Origin of the sequence: Sphingopyxis sp. JAI128, from assembly GCF_014207235.1 — a bacterium.
Classification (GTDB): Bacteria; Pseudomonadota; Alphaproteobacteria; order Sphingomonadales; family Sphingomonadaceae; genus Sphingopyxis.
In genome coordinates this window covers 137,205-154,691 of record NZ_JACHDA010000006.1, presented here as the reverse complement: position 1 = coordinate 154,691, position 17,487 = coordinate 137,205, and the positions used below count along the sequence as shown (strand labels likewise).

Genomic DNA, 17,487 nt, shown 5'->3' with positions numbered 1-17,487 from the left:
TGACGAAGCTGGGGGCTGCACCGTCCGCTCACCACCCTTAGGCAGACAAACAAAAGCCCGCCGGGGCGCATGCTCCGGCGGGCTTTGTAACTCGCGAACAGGCCGCTTATTCGGCGCGCGCCGGAATACCCGTCATCAGGGTGTGCAGTTCGCCCGCTTCCCACATTTCCATCATGATGTCCGATCCGCCGACGAATTCGCCCTTCACATAAAGCTGGGGGATCGTCGGCCAGTCCGAAAATTCCTTGATGCCCTGGCGGATTTCCATGTCCTGCAACACGTCGACCGTTTCATATTCGATGCCGAGGCGGTCGAGCATCGCGATCGCGCGCGACGAAAAGCCGCACTGCGGGAACAGCGGCGTGCCCTTCATGAACAGCAGCACGGGGTTGTCGGCGACCAGCTTGGCAATGCGGTCGTGGGTAGCAGGATCGCTCATCTCATGTCTCCGGCGGCGCGGCGCGCCCAAAATGTTTCGCTTCTCGTCCCTATGAAGGAACTGCGGTCGTCAATTGCAAGGCATGAAGTTCGCCGCCCATGCGACCGCCAAGCGCTGCATAGACCGCCTTGTGCTGCGCGACGCGCGTCATCCCGCGAAAGGCGGCGCTGACGACATGCGCCGCATAATGATCATTGTCGCCGGCAAGGTCGGTAATCCGGACCTCCGCATCGGGAAAGGCCGCGACGATCATCGCCCGCAGGTCATCCTCGCGCATGCCCATCGCCGCCGCCTCAGTTCTGGCTGTCGATGAACTGGCGGCGCGCCTCGGCGGTCTTTTCGTTCAGCACCGCGCGGATTTCGGCGTCGCTGATTTCTACGGCGGCAGCGGTCAGGTCGCCCGCCAGCTTGCGGATGACGTCTTCGTCGCCCGCTTCCTCGAAATCGGCCTGAACGACCGCCTTGGCATAAGCGTCGGTTTCTTCGGGGGTCAGCCCCATGCGTTCGGCGGCCCATTGGCCGAGCAGGCGGTTGCGCCGCGCGGTGATTCGGAACTGCACCTCCTGGTCGCGTGCAAATTGCGCCTCGAAAGCCCGTTCACGATCGTCGAATCCGCTCATCTTGTCCTCACCGGAATGAAATGTCCTCCCGCAGATAGGTTGCGCGCTGCGGCGGCGCAAGCCGCCTGTGCCGCAGATCACTTCCCTTTCGCTTGCGAAGGGTTTAGGGTCCGACATCAGGGAATGGGTCGTACCGCAGCAATAAGGGACTGCGCCTTGCCGGCAATATAGCGTCGGCACGGCGTTTCTGTGCATGTGCTTGGGGGATGGGTAATGACCGTTCGACGTCCGCAATTTGTGCCGCTTCTGGCGCTGCTGGCCTTGGCCGCGCCCGGCGGCGCGCTCGCGCAGGGTGGCGACCCCACGCTGCGCGACAGTTTTACGATCGGCGCCCAGGGCGGATCGCTCTGCGAAGTGCAGGCCACCGTACGCGACACCGTGGTCAAGGGCATGTTCGACCGCGCGTGGACGATCGTCTGCCGCGACGCGAGCCAGCCGGTGGGCTATCTCCGCATGCTGCGCGCGACGCCCGAGGAGGCGCACGCCCGCATCGTCGGCGATGTGGGCCGGGCGGGCAAGATCGTCTGCGTCAAGGACGGCGGTTGCACCGTGCACGACAGCAATGTCGCCTGGACGACGCGCATCGAGGCCGCGGGCGAGACGACCTATGCCGTCGAAGGCTTCGAGGCCTATGGCGATGCGCTCAACCTGGCGCTCGAATCGGTCCGCCAGCGCCAGGTCGTCCCCGGCGTCATCAAGGTTGCGACGACGTCGGTCGGCGGCAATGACGGCTTTGCGCGCACGCTGGCGGGAACGATCGACGTCGACAAGGCGCTGGCCGAAGGATATCGGCGCAACCACAGCGGCGATTATGCCGAGGCAGCCGAATTTTTCGAAGCGCTGTCGCGCCGCACCGCCGAAGAGCAGGCGTCCACAGGGCTCGACCCCACCGAATTCACGCTCAACCGCGCCCTGCAGGAATCGAACCTCGGCGAATTTTCCGAAGCCGGCCGCCTGTTCGCCGAAGTCGAGGCGGTGCCGACAAGCGACCCGGTCCAGCTCCGCCTCCGCCGCAATTTCCGCGCCATCCATGCGCTGAACCAGCGCGATTACGCCGGCGCTGCCGAGCTGCTGCGGCGGCCGATCCCACCGCTAACCGGCGCCGTCGGCGTGGCCGGCGATACGATCACCCTGACCCCCGAAATCGTCGCCGGCGTGAACAGCGGCAACAGCGCGCGCGCGATCCGGCAGACCTCTGATCGCGAACGGCTGAGCCCGCTCGAACGCGCGCAGATCATCGACGCGCAGGCGGTACATCTGCTCGGCACCGTCGAACGGCTGCGCGGCGACGCGCAGGCGGCGAAAGCGGCGCAGCTCCGGGGCCTGTCGGAGGCGCTGGCGGTCCGCGAAGGGCGCGTCACCTCGATCATCCGGCTGCGGTCGCAAATGCTCGGTGAACTCGCGCTCGCCGAAGAGGCGCTGGGCGACAACGCCGCCGCCGATGCGCGCTTCCTCGAAGCGATCCATGCGCTGGCGATCGAATATCCCGAAACCAACGCGCTTGCATCTGCGCGCGCGCGCTATGCTGCCTTCCTGACCCGCCGCGGACAGGACGATAAGGCGATCGCCATCTATCGCGAAGTCGTGACCGCGCTCGCCGGATCGCAGCGTTCGACAACCGGCATGGCAAATATGATGGCGCCTTATTACCGCCTCCTCGCCAGCCGCGCGGCAACGGATCCGGCCGCGATCGGCGATTTCTTCGTCGCCAGCCAGTTGCAGGTCCGCCCCGGCGTCGCCGATACGCAAGCCGTGCTGGCCCGCGAATTGTCGAGCGGCAGCGACGAAGGCGCGCGGCTGTTCCGCCAGGCGACGACACTGAACCGCGATATCGAACGCGCGCGGATCGAGGATGCCCGCCTCGCCCAGCTGCCGGTGTCGCCCGAGGTCAACGCGCTGCGCGCCGACCTCAAGACGCAGCTCGACAATCTTGCGTTCCAGCAGGCCGAAACGATCGTCGCGCTGTCTGCCTTTCCGCAATATCGCGTCGTGGCGTCCGGCAAGCTCGACCTGCCCGAATTGCAGCAGGTGCTGCGCCCGGACGAAGCCTATCTCAAAATGCTCGTGGTGGGCGACGCGGTCTATGCGATGCTGGTCGAGCAGGGCGGCGCGCAGCTTTGGAAATCGGACATCAGCGCGTCGGGACTCGACACCGCGGTCGATACCATCCGCTCGACCATCTCGATCGTCGAGAACGGTCGCCGCGTCACTTATCCCTTCGACGCCGCCACCGCGTACAAGCTGTACGGGCAGTTGTTCGGCCCCGTCACGGCGCGTTTGCCGGCAGTGCCGCACCTGATCTTCGAACCCGACGGCGGTATGCTGCGCCTGCCGGTCAACCTGCTGATCACCGCCGATACGGGCCTCGCCGCCTATGAACAGCGGCTGCTCGATCCCGACGCCGACCCGTTCGACATGCGCCAGATCGCATGGCTCGGCCGGACGACGCGGCCGAGCACCGCCGTTTCCACCCTCGCCTTCCGCAACGCCCGGCAGGCGGCGCCGTCGACCGCGACGCATCAATATTTCGGACTGGGGCAGAATCAGCCGGTCAGCGGCGTCCTACCCTCGCTCGGCACCCGCGGGGACGCGGGCGGCAGCGTCGATAGCGACTGCATGTGGGACGCGTCGCTGTGGGCGCGCCCGATTTCGGCGGACGAACTGGTGACGGCGCGCAACGCCATGGGCCGCGAGGCCGCGACATTGCTGACCGGCGGCGCCTTCACCGACACGGCGATCAAGAATCGCGCCGACCTTGGCGATTATCGGATCATCCATTTCGCGACCCACGGCCTCGTCACAGCACCCAAGCCGGCCTGCCCGGCGCGCCCCGCGCTCGTGACCTCCTTCGGCGGGACGGAATCAGACGGGCTTCTGACCTTTCAGGAGATATTCGACCTCAAGATCAATGCCGACCTCGTCATCCTGTCGGCGTGCGATACGGCGGGGGCCGCGTCGGTCGCCGTGACGCGCGAAGCGGGACTGTCGGGCGGCGGCAACGCGCTCGACGGGCTGGTGCGCAGCTTTATCGGCGCCGGCGGGCGATCGGTGATCGCAAGCCATTGGCCCGCGCCCGACGATTTCGACGCGACCGAACGGCTGATCGCCGGCCTGTTTGCAGCGCGCCAAGGAACGAGCGTGGCCGACGCGCTTTGGGCCACGCAGTCGCGGCTGATGGACGACAAGCAGACGTCACACCCCTATTATTGGGCCGGTTTCGCGATCATCGGCGACGGCGGGCAGGCGCTGCTCCACGGCGGGACCACCGCCGCAGCAAACGGGGAGGCCGCCGGCCGCGCCGCCCGCTGATCCGATGACGACAGCCGAACCCATCCAACCCGAAGCGAGCGATGCCGCGCCGGACGGCAGGCCGGCCGCCGTGCCGCTGCGCAAGCGGGTGCGCCGGCTTGTCACGCAGCTCGGGCCGTCGCGGATGGCGGCGACCATCCTTTTCCTGCTCGTCGCCGTGCTGATCGCGCGCTTCAGCTGGCAGATGCCGCTGATCGATGCCGCCGAACGCGCGCTTTATGACGCGCGCGCGACGCTGATGGCGCCGCATGTCGAACAGGACAAGCGCATCGTCATGGTCACCTATAATGACGAGACGCTGTTCAACACCGGTATCCGCTCGCCGCTCGACCGCACCTTGCTGGCCAACGCGCTCGGCAATATCGACCAGATGGGCGCGAAGGCGATCGGCATCGATATCGCGTTCGATTCGCCGCGCCCGGACGACGATTTGCTGAAGGCGCAGCTGCGCGCGATGAAAACGCCGACCTGGCTCGCCTATGCCGAACAGGCGAGCAATCCGAACACCATCTTCTTCGAACAGCAGAAATTTCTCGAAACCTTCATCGCCGACGTCGCGACCGACAGGACAAAGCCGACAAGCGTGCTGTTCCGCACCGACGACGACAGCGTGATCCGCAACTGGCCCGACCGACCCAAGAATCTGCCGCCGCTGATGTCCAATGCGCTGGCCCCCGTCGATCCCGCCCACGCCGATTTCCAGGGCAATATCCGGTTCCTCGTGCCCGCACGCGCTGCCGCCGGGCAGGAGGAGCCCGTTTTCGCCAACATCCCGATCGACACGTTCGCGCTGCCGATGGATGCCGACATGCGCGCGGGCTTCGCCGAGCTGGTCAAGGGCCGTTATGTCCTGATCGGCGGCGACATCATCGACAACGACCAGTTCAATACGCCATTGAGCCGCTTTCCCGACGCGATCACGGGGCAGCACGAAACGATGATCGGGCTCGAGGTCCATGCGCATATGCTCGCGCAGCAACTCGACGGCGCCTGGACGCGGCCGATCGCCGGGCCGGCGCTGTGGGCGCTCGCGATCCTGATCGTTCTCGCCGGGGGGCTGACCAGCCTGATCGACCTGCGCGCGCGCTGGGTCGCGCTCGCCTTCCTCGGGCAAATGGCCTTTTTCATCGCCTTCCCCTTCTGGTTGCAGGGGCGCGGAGTCGACACGACCACCCTGCCCACCTTCGGCTGGGCGATCGGCTGGCTGTTCGGCTATGCTGCCGTCGGCACCGCGGCGCGCACCGTCGGGTCGCGCCAGCGCGCCTTCGCGCAGTCGGCGCTCGGCAAATATCTGCCCGCCGACGTCGCCGCGCAGATCATGCGCGACCCCGACCAGCTCTCGCTGCATGGCGAGCGGCGCAACATCTTCTGCGTCTTCACCGATCTCGAAGGCTTCACCAAATTGAGCCATGCGGTGACGCCGGAAACCGTCGCCCGCCTGCTCAACGAATATCTCGACCGTCTGTCGGACATCGTGCTCGCGCACGGCGGGACGATCGACAAATTCGTCGGCGACGCGGTCGTCGCCTTCTGGGGCGCGCCCCTCAGCCGGCCCGACGACGGCCCGCAGGCGGCGGCGGCGGCGCTCGACATGTATGAAGCCGGCGAGAAATTCCGCATCGACCTCGCCGCCGAGGATATTCCCCTGATCGGCATGACGCGCGTCGGGCTGCATGTCGGCGACGCGATCGTCGGCAATTTCGGCGGCGAAGGACGCATCCAGTACACCGCGCTCGGCGACAGCATGAACACCGCGTCGCGGCTCGAGGCGGCGAACAAGAGCCTCAAGACCGGTGTGCTGGTCTCGGCCGAGGCGGCGGCGCGATCGGGCCGCGACGACCTGGTGCCGATGGGCCGCGTGACGCTTCGCGGGCGCGCGCAGCCGGTCGATGTTTTTACCCCCCGCCCCGATCTTGCGGCGGAACGGCGCGCGCGCATCGGGGCGCTTGTCGCGGCGCACGCCGCGGGCGATAAAAATGCCTATGTGACCGGCGCCACAGCGCTGGCAGAGGAATTTGCTCAGGATGCATCCATCATGTTCCTGATAGAACGCCTGAACGAGACCGAAAGAGGAGAAAGCTATGTCCTTTCCTGACATGCCGATGCGCCGCCTGGGCCCGACCGCCGTTGCCGCCGTGATGGCGGTCGCGATGGTCGGCACCGCCGCCGCGCAATCGATGGTCGTCCGTTCGACCGGGCCGTCCGCGGGCAAATATCCGACCGGCGCCAAGCTGAAATCGACCGACAAGCTGAACCTGGTCGCCGGCGACAAGATCGTGCTGATGCAGGCGGGCAAGACGCGCACGCTTTCGGGGCCCGGGACGTTCGGGGCCACCGGCACGGTACAGGCCAGCCAGTCGCTTGGCGGCAATGTGGCGCGCATGTTGGCCAAGGGGCCGACGATGCGGTCGCGCGGCGGGTTTACCCGCGGCGATCCGGCGGCACCCCAGCCCGCCGATATGCGGGCGCCCAATCTCTGGCTGCTCGACTATCGCGAAGGCGGCACCTTCTGCGTCGCCGATCCGGCGACCCTGATGCTGTGGCGCCCCAATATGGTGGGCGACACCGCGCTGGAGATCGAGAGCGCGGGCAAAAAGACCATGGTTGCGATCGTCGACGGCGCCAATTTCCGCAAATGGCCGGTCGATGTCCTGCCGGTGCAATATGACACCGACTACCGCCTGTCGGGCGGCGGGCTGGCGCAGCCGGTGACGGTCCGCTTCGCCGCTATGGATACGATACCCGACACGGTCGAGGGGTCGATCGACATGCTGATGACCAAGGGCTGTTCGCCGCAGCTCGACCGGTTGGTCGATACGATGTCGGAAGCGGAGGCAGGGCAAGGTTGAACGGCGCGGGCGGCATTGAACCCGCCCGGACCATCTGATAATAATCAGGAGAAAAGCCGCCACCCATAGGCGGAGCCTTTCCTTGGGTCGAAATTCGCGCTGCCGGTTTCCGGCGGGGCCGTTTGAATTGGGGCGCCGCGGCCTTGCGGCGCCGCCGTACGCAAGGGGTGGTGATGATCACGGGGGAAGTGGAACATATTCGGGTGGCGCGGCCCCGCAGGGCAGCCATTCGCCGGACCGCGATCCGTTCGGCGGCGTTGGTCTCCGCGGCGCTGCCCGCCGCGGCGCTGGCACAGGCGACACCGCAAGTCCCGACGCGCGAGGAAATCCAGCAGCCGGTTCTGGCGCCGGTGACCCAGCCGAACGAACAGGTCGTTTACGCCGACGACAGCATCGAGCGCGCACCCTGCCCGCTTGCCAATCCCGAATTTGCCAACATCCGCTTCACGCTGCGCGGCGTCGAGTTTGCGAATGTCGAGGGCATCGACACCGCCCTGCTCGCGCCCAGCTGGTCCGACAAGGTCGGGCAGGAGCTGCCGATCGCCGCCGTTTGCGACATTCGCGACCGCGCCGCCACGCTGTTGCGATCGCGCGGCTATCTCGCGGCAGTCCGCGTGCCGGCCCAGACGATCGGCGACGGGATCGTCCGCCTCGATATCCTCTCCGCCCGCATGACGCGGGTCGAAGTGCGCGGCGACGCCGGGGCGAACGAACGGCTGTTGCAACGCTATCTGTCGCGGCTCGACGACCAACCCGTGTTCAACGTTGCCGAGGCCGAACGCTATCTGCTGCTCGCGCGCGATATCCCCGGCATGGACGCCCGGCTGACCTTGCGCCCCGGCGGTGCGCCCGGCGAAGTCGTCGGCGAAGTGACCGTCGCGCGCACGCCCGTCCTGTTCGACTTCAACGCCCAGAATTTCGGATCGCGCGACGTCGGCCGCTGGGGCGGCACCGCGCGCGTCCGCTTCGCCGGGCTGACCGGCATGGGCGACCTCACCACCGCCAGCTTCTATTCGACCCCCGACTTCGACGAGCAGAATGTCGTGCAACTCGCGCACGAGTTTCGCGTTGGCGGCGAAGGGTTGCGGTTCGGCGCAAGCTATACCCGCGCGTGGACGCGCCCCGACATCGCGGCCTTCCCGATCAAATCGAAAACGCAGATCGTCAGCCTGTTCGCATCCTATCCCGTCACGCTGACGCAAGCGGAGCGGATCACGATCGGCGGCGGGCTCGACCTCATCGACCAGGACATCGCTCTGGGCGGCGTTCCGATCAACCGCGACCGGCTGCGCGTGTTCAACCTGCGCGCCGACGGCAGCTGGATCGATCCCGCATCGATATCGGGGCGCGGCGGGTTCAGTCCGTCCCAGCCGCGCTGGTCCTATTCGACCTCCTTGGAATTGCGGCAGGGCGTCGATTTCCTTGGCGCCAGCGACGATTGCGGCTCGACCGGCGCCGCCTGTTTCCTGCCCGGCGCGGTTCCGCTGACGCGCATCGAGGGCAAGCCCGACGCCTTCCTCGTCCGCGCCAGCGCGCAGGCCGAATGGCGTCCGGCGAAACTCTTTACCCTGTCGGCGGCCCCGCGCGCACAATGGGCGAGCGATCCGCTGCTCGCCTATGAGGAATTTTCAGGCGGCAATTTCACCGTCGGGCGCGGGTTCGATCCCGGCACGGTGATCGGCGACAAGGGCGTCGCGGTGGCGCTCGAGGCGCGCTATGGCTCGTTCGTCCCGGCCAACACCAAAAGCTTTGCCGTCCAGCCCTTCGCCTTTTTCGACGCCGCCTGGGTGTGGAACAAGGACAATGCCTTCAACGGGCTGAACCCTCAGAAACTCTATTCGGCTGGCGGCGGCGTACGCGTCGCCTATGGCGACCTTGGCCGGCTCGACGTGACCCTGGCGGTCCCGCTCAACCGCGGCGGCTTCCTGGCCGAGCGACCCGACCCGCGGCTGCTCGTGTCGTTGACGACCCAATTCGGCGTGCGGGCGCGCTGATCATGACCCCTGCCCATGTCTCTGCATCGAGGACGACCGCCATGCGTGCCACCGCCACCCCCTCGCCGAGCTGCCATGGAAAACGACGCCTGTTCGAAAGCTGTGCGATCGCCGCCGGGCTGATTGCGCTGGCCTATGGTGGGCCGGCGCTGGCTCAGGTGGCGGGATCGGGTACGATCACCAATCTGCCCGGGGGCACGACGGGGGGCACCGGGGTAAACCCGTCGACGGTCAATGTCACCGGACCCCAGAATATCGTCACCTGGACCCCGTCGAACGCGCCGGTCGACGGCGTGATCGACTTCCTGCCGTCGGGCAACACGCTGAACTTCGTCGGCGACACGTCGGGCTATATCGTCCTCAACCGCTTCACCTCGGGATCTGGCGCATCGATCACCGACCAGATCGCGCTCAACGGCACTGTGAACAGCTATCTCGGCGCAACCACCGGCCCGCGTGGCGGCAATATCTGGTTCCAGAACGCCGGCGGCGTCCTGATCGGCAGCAGCGGCGTCATCAATGTCGGCAGCCTTGTCCTGACATCCAACGACATCGACACGACGGGCGGGCTACTCGGCCCCGGCAACACGATCCGCTTTCGCGGCGCACCGGGCAGCACCGCCTCGGTCGGCGTTCTCGGCGCGATCAACGCGAATAATGTGGGCGATCCGGGCAGCAGCTATGTCGCGCTGGTCGCGCCGCGCGTCGTTCAGGCAGGCGCCGTCAGGGTCGATGGCTCCGTGGCCTATGTCGCTGCCGAACAGGCCGATATCCGAATCAACAGCGGGCTGTTCGACATCAATGTCCTCGTCGGCGCCGAAGGCGGCAACGTCATCACGCACACAGGCAGCACCACCGGCCCCGCGCACCAGCAGGGCGATACCGACCAGAGCCGCATCTATATGGTCGCGATCCCCAAGAATGACGCGGTGACGATGCTGGTCGGCGGCGCGATCGGTTATGACGACGCGCTTTCGGCCCAGATCGATCCCGACGGTGCGGTCCGCTTGTCGGCGGGCTATAATGTCACGGGCGGCGAACTCGACGCCGCGCCGGTGAATACGACCGCGGCGAATATCGCCGCCGGCGACACGCTGTTCCGCAGCGACGTCGTGGCACGCGCCAGTGGCACCTTTGCCGCCGCCGCGACGCAGACGCTGCCGTCTTCGCCGACGCCGCTGTCGGCCGAGGGCCAGTTCTTCGTAGAGGGCAATGGCAGCTTCACCGGCGATGCCGGCGCTTCGCTGAATCTTGGAGCGGGACAGCAGGCGGGCGCGACGGGCAGCTTTACCATCCAGTCGGGCGGAACCGCCGCCGCGGCGGGCAATGCCGCGATCGACGTCAGCGGCGGCACGCTGGCGGCAGGATCGCTCACGGTACAAGCGTCGGGGACACCCGACGCCGTGACGGGGGACGCGCAGGGTGGCACCGCCAGCTTCACCCAGACGGGCGGCACGGTGTCGGTCGGCGACATGCGGGTCGGTGCCGACGGCTTCGGCGGATCCGCGGACGGCACGTCAGGCATCGGCATCGGCGGCACTGCGACGATCGACCTCAGCGGCGGCACGATGAACGGCGCCAATATCTTCGCGACCGCGGATGGCTTCGGCGGCGGCGGGCTTTCGGGCAGCGACAATGATCCGTTGAACATCGTCCCCGGCGGCGACGGGGGCCAGGGTCGCGGTGGCTCCGCGACCATCAACATCTCGGGAACCGCGGTGGTCGACGCCAGCGTCATTCAGGCGAGCGCGGTCGGCAGCGGCGGCGTGGGTGGCGACTTTTTCAACTTTTCGAGCTTCGGCGGCGTTCCCGGCACGCCCGGAAACGGTGCGGAGGGGATCGGCGGCAACGCCGCAGTCCAGGTCACCGGCGGAACGACGACCGCGAGCAGCATGATCGCCGACGCATCGGGCATCGGCGGCACCGGCGGCAACAGCTTTTTCTCGAGCAGCAGTGGCGGCGCGACCAGCGTCGGCGTCGGCGGCACCGGCGGTACCGGCCGGGGGGGGATCGCGACGATCGGGCTTGAAACGGCGATCGGGGGTGTCGGGACCGCGAGCAGCGTTGCGCAGGGCGTCGGCGGTGCCGGGGGCAATCACAATGACGGCGGCGACGGCGGCGACGGCTTCGGCGGACTTTCCCAAGCGATCGTCACCGGATTCGACGCCGGCGAACTGGCGATCACGATCGATTCGTCGGGCCTCGGCGGCAACGGCGGCGGCGCGAACGATGGGGCCGGCGGGGATGGCGGCGATGGCAGCGGCGGCGTATCGCGCTTCGCGGCCGAGGGCAACGCAAGCGCGACCGCGGTGCAAACCAATTTCATCACTGACGGCATCGGTGGCAATGGCGGCAACGCCCAGCTTGGGTTCGGCGCTTTCGAGCTGACCGGCCCCTCGGGCGGCGACGGCGGCAACGGACGCGGCGGCACGATCGAAATCGCCGCCAACGACGGCGGGACGGTCACGCTCGGGCTGATCGACGGCAGCGCCATCCAATTCGACAATGCGGGGATCGGCGGCAATGGCGGCAGCGGCGCGAACAGCGTCTTCGACGCCAATGCGGCGGCGGGCAATGGCGGGCTCGGCGGAGGCGGCTCCGGCGGCACGCTTCACCTCGTTACGAACGGCGGCACGCTCAGTTCGAACGGCGAAGCGGTCGCAATCAGTGTCGGCGGCGTGTCGGGCACCGGCGGATCTGGCGGTATTGGCAACGGCGGCGGCAGCGACGGCACCGGCGGCGGCGCACTGGCCACGACCGGCGGACGCGTCGTGATCGAGGCATTGAACGGCCCGGCCGGCGCGGGCACGATCACTCTCGGCAATACCCAAATCGACGCCAATGGCGATGTCGCGGGGCGCATCGAACTGCGGGCCGAGGGCAATATCGACTTCCTTAGCTTCGATGCCGAAGCTGCGGGCTTTGCCGATCCGACCAACAACGACACCGATGTTGCGCCAGCGGGCATTTTCCTTGCAATGAACGGCGGCACGATCAGCAGCCAGGGTGACGTGACGTTCACGACGGACAGCTCGATCGGCGCCTACGCGCAGTCGAACGGCATCTTCGACGTCGATGGCGTCCTGACCATCGATGCCGTCGATCAGATCGACATACGGCATGACTTTCGCGAGGGTCTTGCCCCGACGATCCGCGCGGACGGCAACCTGACCGCCACCGCGAGCGGCATCAGCGGCGGCCCGGGCAGTTTGCTGGCATCGGGCGGCACGCTGTCGCTCACCTCGACGCTCGGAGCGGTGGGGGTCGACCAGCTCGACGCTGTCGATATTACGATCAACGCCGCGGGCGCGGCGGCGGTCGAACATGCCGAAGCGGTCAATGGTTTCACCGCGACCGGCACCAGTTTTCGTACCGGGCTCAATTCGATCGTCACCGGCGGCGATATCATCGTCACCACGCCCGGCACGGTCGATCTGGGCAATTCGACCGCGGGCGGCTTCGTTTCGGTCAGCGGGCTGTCGATCGTCTTCAACATGATCGACGCGGGCAGCTCGGTCTTCCTCAGCGCCAACGACGACGTGCCGGGCGCGCTGGGCATCAGCGGCGGTTCGATCGATTCGGGCGGCAATGTCGATCTCAACGCCGCGCGTATCGCGATCACCGGCACGGTCGGCGGGACCGGTGCCCTCTTTGCGAACGGCTATGCGGGAGATGTCGCGATCGGCCTCGCAAATTTCGATGGTCCCATTTCGATCTCGGCGACGGGCGATATCGGGGGCACCTATAATTCGGGGGGCGATATCCGCCTCAATTCGGGCGCCGACATCAACGCAGCGGCCAATGCGATCGGCTCGCAAAATTCGAGCAGCGGTCCGCCGATCGCGGCGAGCGTGTTCGCCGAAGCGGCGGGCGATATCATCCTCGCGAACAGCAGCGCGTCGGGTATGTTCGGCGCCAACGCCGGCGGATCGGTTTCGCTGGCTGCGGTGACCGCGGGCGAAGATCTGCTGGTGCGGAGCGGCAACCTTGCGACGCTGGCCGATGTCGGCGCGGGCGATGACCTCACCGTCCTGTCCGACGGCGATATCGTGGCATCGGGGCTGCTGACGACCGGCGCCGGCCCCGATGGGCAGACGCTTTTCTACAACGACGATCCGGTGTCGTTCATCGGTTTCGGCGTGACGAGCTCGGCGCCCGACGGAGCGAACATCACCCTGACCGCGGCAAGCGGCAGCATCGCCGCAAACAGCGGCAATGCGTCGGGCAACCTGACAGTCACGGCAGACGGTGCGGTGACCTCGACCGGCCTGCTGCAATCGGGGCAGGCGACGACGGTCACCGGCGGCAATCTCGCCTTCGCCGCGATAACCGCCGGGACCGATATCGCGACCACCGCCAACGCCGGCGATTTCACGGCGACCGGGACGCTGACCGCGGGCCACGACATCGGGATCGCGGCGGTCGATGCCGTCGATGTCGCCGGACTCGACGCCGGCGACGATATTCGCGTCAGCAATGGCGGCGACGCCACCATCGGCAACGCGTTCAGCCGTGGCACCGGGCTCGACAATGAAGGCGACGGCAGCAACATCGTCCTGTCAGCGGGAATAGCCCGCGTCGACCATGCCGAGGCCGACAACGACTTCGCGGCCGATGTCGCCGGTTTCAGCACCGGACTCAATTCCATCATCACCGGCGGCGACATCATCATCGCCTCGGCGACGGGCGTCGACCTTGGCAATTCCACCGCCGGCGGCCTCGTGTCGGTGGGCGGCGAAACGATTGCCTTTAACAGCATCACGGCCGGGACGACGGTGTCGCTCAACGCGACCGGGCTTGCTGGCTCCGCGCCCGAGATCGAAGGAGGCAGCATCGCGGCCGGGGGGGACATCAACCTGTCGGCGAACCGGATCGCGGTCGATGGCCCGGTGACGAGCGATGCCGGATTGTTCGCCTTTGGCGGCGATACCGTCGCGATCGGCCAGTCCGATGTCTCGGGCGATATCATGATATCGGCTGGCGGCGACCTGACCGGCGCCTATGTTTCGGGCGGCAATATCCTGTTGACTTCGGACGCCGATATCACCGCCTCCGCAGTCGCCAACGGCGGCTATGTCGGTCCGAACGGGATCAGCGAAGGCCATGTGCTGGCGGACGCCGAGGGCAATGCCACGCTGTCGAACAGCGGCGCGGCAACCATGTTGGGCGTGCGCGCCGGACAGGCCGCATCGATCGGCAATGCGGCCGCGGGCGAAGATGTGTTCGTGACCGCGGGCACCAACGCGACGCTCGCCAATATCACGGCGGGCGACGACATTAGCGCCACCGCGGCGGGCAGCATTTCGGCGAACGGCCTGACGACGACAGTCACCGGCCCCGACGGCCGGAGCGTGATTTACGGCCCGATATCGGCGGGCATCGATGCGCTGCAGATCACCACGACGGCCGCCGACCAGTCGAATATCGCGCTGACCGCGTCGACGGGGAACATCACCGGCAGCGCGATGGACGCGTTCGACAATCTGTCGCTGACCGCCGCGGGCGCCATCGCGACCGCCGGCACGCTCCGGTCGGGCCAGGCGACGGGCATCGACGGCCGCGATGTCCTGTTCGACGCGATCGATGCCGGGACGACGGTCGGCATATCGGCGTCGGGGACCGCCACCGGCGCCGAAGGCATTCGCGGCGTCGACATCGGCGCGGGCGACAATATCACCCTCGACGGCAACAGCATTGCGATTACCGGCACGGTCGAGGGCGACGCGTCGCTCTTTGCCGCGGCCAGCGGCACCACCGCCGCGATCGACCAGGCCGATCTTGCCGGCAATATCGCGATATCGGCGGCGGGGAACCTGGCCGGCACCTATGTGGCCGGCGGCGACGTCGCCCTGACTGCGGGCGGCAACGTCGATGCGTCGGCGACCGCCAGCGGCGCCGCGGCGGAAGGCAATCTGTTCGTCGATGCCGGCGGCAATGTCGTGCTGGCGAACAGCGCCGCCGCGCGCATGTTCGGTATCAATGCCGGCGGCTCGGCGGCGATCGCGGGCGGCACGGCGGGCGAAGACCTGCTCGTCCGCGCCGGCACCACCGCCACGCTGGCCAACCTCACCGCGGGCGACGATGTCGATATTCGCACCGGCGGCAATGTCACCGCCAACAATGTCGCCGCGACGGGCAACGGCGCCGACACGCACCTGCTGGACTATCTGCCCGGCAGCGGCTTTACGATCATGCAGGGCGAAGGCGTGTCGTCGATCAACGGCTCGGATATCGCCGTGACATCGAGCAGCGGCTCGATCGACGCGACGGGCCTGTCGGCGGGCGACGATATCGTGTTGCTCGCCACAGGCGGCAATGCGGCGCTGAGCAATGCGACGACGCTGGGCCTCGGCGCTACGGGCGGCAGCAGCAACATCTCCGTCCAGGCGGTCGACGCAACGCTGATAGGCCTCGATTCGTCCGACGACGTGCTCGTAACGGCATCCGGGACAACGACCGCCGGCGGCACGGTCGTCGCGGATCGCAATATCGTGATCAATGCCGACTCCGTGAGCTTGGCGGCACTGTCGACGCCCGCGGGCAACCCGATCAACACGCTGGCGGCCGATGGCAATATCACGATCGCCTCGGCGAACGACATTGCCGGCGGGCGAATGAATGCGCTCGGCGACATCTCGCTGATCGCGGGCGGGGCGGTTGATGTCGGGGGCATCTATGGCAACAATGTCGCGATCGATGGCGCGACCGGCATCGCGGCGGACGAGCTGTTCGCCGTCGGCACGACGACACTCAACAGCGACAATGGCGCCATCGCGCTGAACACGCTGGTGTCGTCGGGCAATATCGATGCGAGCGCCGATTCGATCGTCATCGATGGCGGCAGCATGATTTTCTCGACTATAACCACCGATGTCGGCGATGCGATCGTGCGCGGCGGCGACCTGTTCGTTGTCGACGGCAACATCGCCGGAGGCGCCGAATTTTCGAGCAGCGGCGAACGGCTTGGCGTCACCACGCTGACCGCGCAAAGCGCCGTGCTCGAAGCGAGCGGCGGCTTCATGACGCTCGACAGCGTGAACGTCGCGGGCGCGCTGTCGGCGACAGCGCGGACTTCGCTCGGCATCACCGGCACCGTCACCGGCCAGTCGATCGCGCTCGCCTCGGCCGATATCGACATCGCATCGACCGGCCGCGTCGGCACCGCGGGGACCACGGGCGCGGTATCGATCGCGAACAACAATTCCGACAACCAGACCTTCGTCGGCGGCACCGGAACGCCGAACGGCTATCATATCGACGCCGGCGAGCTGACCCGCGTCTTCGGCAGCGATGTCGAGATTTTTGCGCCCGAGGTAGCGGCAGCGGGCGGCGGATCGGTCGGGTCGGCGGCGCCTCCCGACGTCATCGTCGACGGTTTCACCATGACCGGCGGCGCGGCGGGGTCGAACATCGGCGCCAACGGCCAGCTGACCATCCGTACGCCGGGCAAGATGCGCGTGGTCGGCAATGTCGAGCTGACCGGACTCACCGACGCCAACGCGCTCAACCTGTTCGCCGGCGAGGCGCTGGAAGTCATCCTCGGCCAGGGCAGCGTTCGCCTGCTGAATGGCAATGCCCCCGCCGGCCAGCTCAACATGGCCTCGGAAGACATCATCGTCGCGACCGCCGACGCGATCGCCGATGTCGGCGCCGCGACAACCACCCATGCGATCGAGACGCGCCTCGCCCAGAATGACGGCGTCCTCCTCGACGAAGGCGCGCTCTTCGCGCGCGGAATCCGCGCGGAGGTCGTGGGCGGCTTCTACGTCCAGAACAGCGGCGCCGGCACCGATTTCGCCCAGCGGCGCGGGCTGACCTTTGGCGCCGGCGGGCTCGACGTGCTTACCGAAGGCCCGTCGCGGATCGTCATCAACGGCGTCCATCTCGGGCCGAACGGACAGGTCACGGGGCTCGACACGATCCCGCTGCTGACGATTGCGGGCGGTGCGCCGACACCGGGCAGCTTCGATCCGCGGTCGACGTTCAATGGCTGCCTGATCGCGGCCACAGGCGCCTGCAACCTGCCGACCGAGGGCGGCGATTTCCCGATCCAGGACGTGATCGAGGAAGAGATCAAGGCCGACGAGGACGGCCAGGGCGACGGCAACACCCTGCCCCAGCCGCTGATCACGATGCGCGACCTCGACCCGCTGAGCGGCGAGCCCCTGCTCGACGATCCGGTGACCGGCGCGGGCAACGACGATTTGTGGACGCCCGAATTCGACAGCTGCGATCCGGGGAGCGCATCGGGCGGCACCTGCCCCGCGACGGAGTGA

At 67.5% G+C, this 17,487-nt stretch carries 8 protein-coding genes; 5 read left to right on the top strand and 3 right to left on the bottom strand.

Going from position 1 to position 17,487, the window contains the following annotated elements; translation table 11 throughout:
- Positions 1-106: 106 nt before the first annotated feature.
- Genes grxD through HDC35_RS15245 form a run of 3 tightly spaced genes read right to left on the bottom strand, consistent with a single transcriptional unit; the run spans position 107 to position 1,059 of the window.
- Complete coding sequence (grxD, locus tag HDC35_RS15255) at positions 107-439, bottom strand: Grx4 family monothiol glutaredoxin (protein WP_184648235.1); 333 nt, start codon at positions 437-439, stop codon at positions 107-109.
- A gap of 49 nt (positions 440-488) precedes the next feature.
- Positions 489-722: a BolA/IbaG family iron-sulfur metabolism protein gene (locus tag HDC35_RS15250; RefSeq protein WP_184648234.1), complete on the bottom strand. Its 234-nt coding sequence runs from the start codon at positions 720-722 to the stop codon at positions 489-491.
- Between the two features lie 10 nt (positions 723-732).
- Complete coding sequence (locus HDC35_RS15245) at positions 733-1,059, bottom strand: DUF1476 domain-containing protein (protein ID WP_184648233.1); 327 nt, start codon at positions 1,057-1,059, stop codon at positions 733-735.
- 213 nt (positions 1,060-1,272) lie between these two features.
- On the opposite strand from HDC35_RS15245, the gene HDC35_RS15240 reads away from it, so the two are divergent.
- From HDC35_RS15240 to HDC35_RS15220, 5 genes are all read left to right on the top strand, one after another.
- On the top strand, positions 1,273-4,368 hold the full coding sequence (locus HDC35_RS15240) for a CHAT domain-containing protein (protein ID WP_184648232.1): 3,096 nt from the start codon (positions 1,273-1,275) through the stop codon (positions 4,366-4,368).
- Positions 4,369-4,372: 4 nt separating this feature from the next.
- Positions 4,373-6,463, top strand: coding sequence for an adenylate/guanylate cyclase domain-containing protein (locus tag HDC35_RS15235; RefSeq protein ID WP_184648231.1), 2,091 nt, complete (start codon positions 4,373-4,375; stop codon positions 6,461-6,463).
- Positions 6,450-7,217, top strand: a complete 768-nt coding sequence (locus tag HDC35_RS15230) for a hypothetical protein (RefSeq protein ID WP_184648230.1) — start codon at positions 6,450-6,452, stop codon at positions 7,215-7,217. The genes HDC35_RS15235 and HDC35_RS15230 overlap by 14 nt, the downstream gene beginning before the upstream one ends.
- A gap of 173 nt (positions 7,218-7,390) precedes the next feature.
- Positions 7,391-9,211: a ShlB/FhaC/HecB family hemolysin secretion/activation protein gene (locus tag HDC35_RS15225; protein WP_184648229.1), complete on the top strand. Its 1,821-nt coding sequence runs from the start codon at positions 7,391-7,393 to the stop codon at positions 9,209-9,211.
- A gap of 41 nt (positions 9,212-9,252) precedes the next feature.
- Complete coding sequence (locus tag HDC35_RS15220) at positions 9,253-17,487, top strand: hypothetical protein (protein WP_184648228.1); 8,235 nt, start codon at positions 9,253-9,255, stop codon at positions 17,485-17,487.

What these genes read in the sequence shown, in the direction of transcription:
- HDC35_RS15225 (WP_184648229.1), top strand. Translation starts at nt 7,391, where the DNA reads ATGATCACGGGGGAAGTGGAACATATTCGGGTGGCGCGGCCCCGCAGG.
- HDC35_RS15250 (WP_184648234.1), bottom strand. Translation starts at nt 722, where the DNA reads ATGGGCATGCGCGAGGATGACCTGCGGGCGATGATCGTCGCGGCCTTT.
- grxD (WP_184648235.1), bottom strand. Translation starts at nt 439, where the DNA reads ATGAGCGATCCTGCTACCCACGACCGCATTGCCAAGCTGGTCGCCGAC.
- HDC35_RS15235 (WP_184648231.1), top strand. Translation starts at nt 4,373, where the DNA reads ATGACGACAGCCGAACCCATCCAACCCGAAGCGAGCGATGCCGCGCCG.
- HDC35_RS15230 (WP_184648230.1), top strand. Translation starts at nt 6,450, where the DNA reads ATGTCCTTTCCTGACATGCCGATGCGCCGCCTGGGCCCGACCGCCGTT.
- HDC35_RS15240 (WP_184648232.1), top strand. Translation starts at nt 1,273, where the DNA reads ATGACCGTTCGACGTCCGCAATTTGTGCCGCTTCTGGCGCTGCTGGCC.
- HDC35_RS15245 (WP_184648233.1), bottom strand. Translation starts at nt 1,059, where the DNA reads ATGAGCGGATTCGACGATCGTGAACGGGCTTTCGAGGCGCAATTTGCA.
- HDC35_RS15220 (WP_184648228.1), top strand. Translation starts at nt 9,253, where the DNA reads ATGCGTGCCACCGCCACCCCCTCGCCGAGCTGCCATGGAAAACGACGC.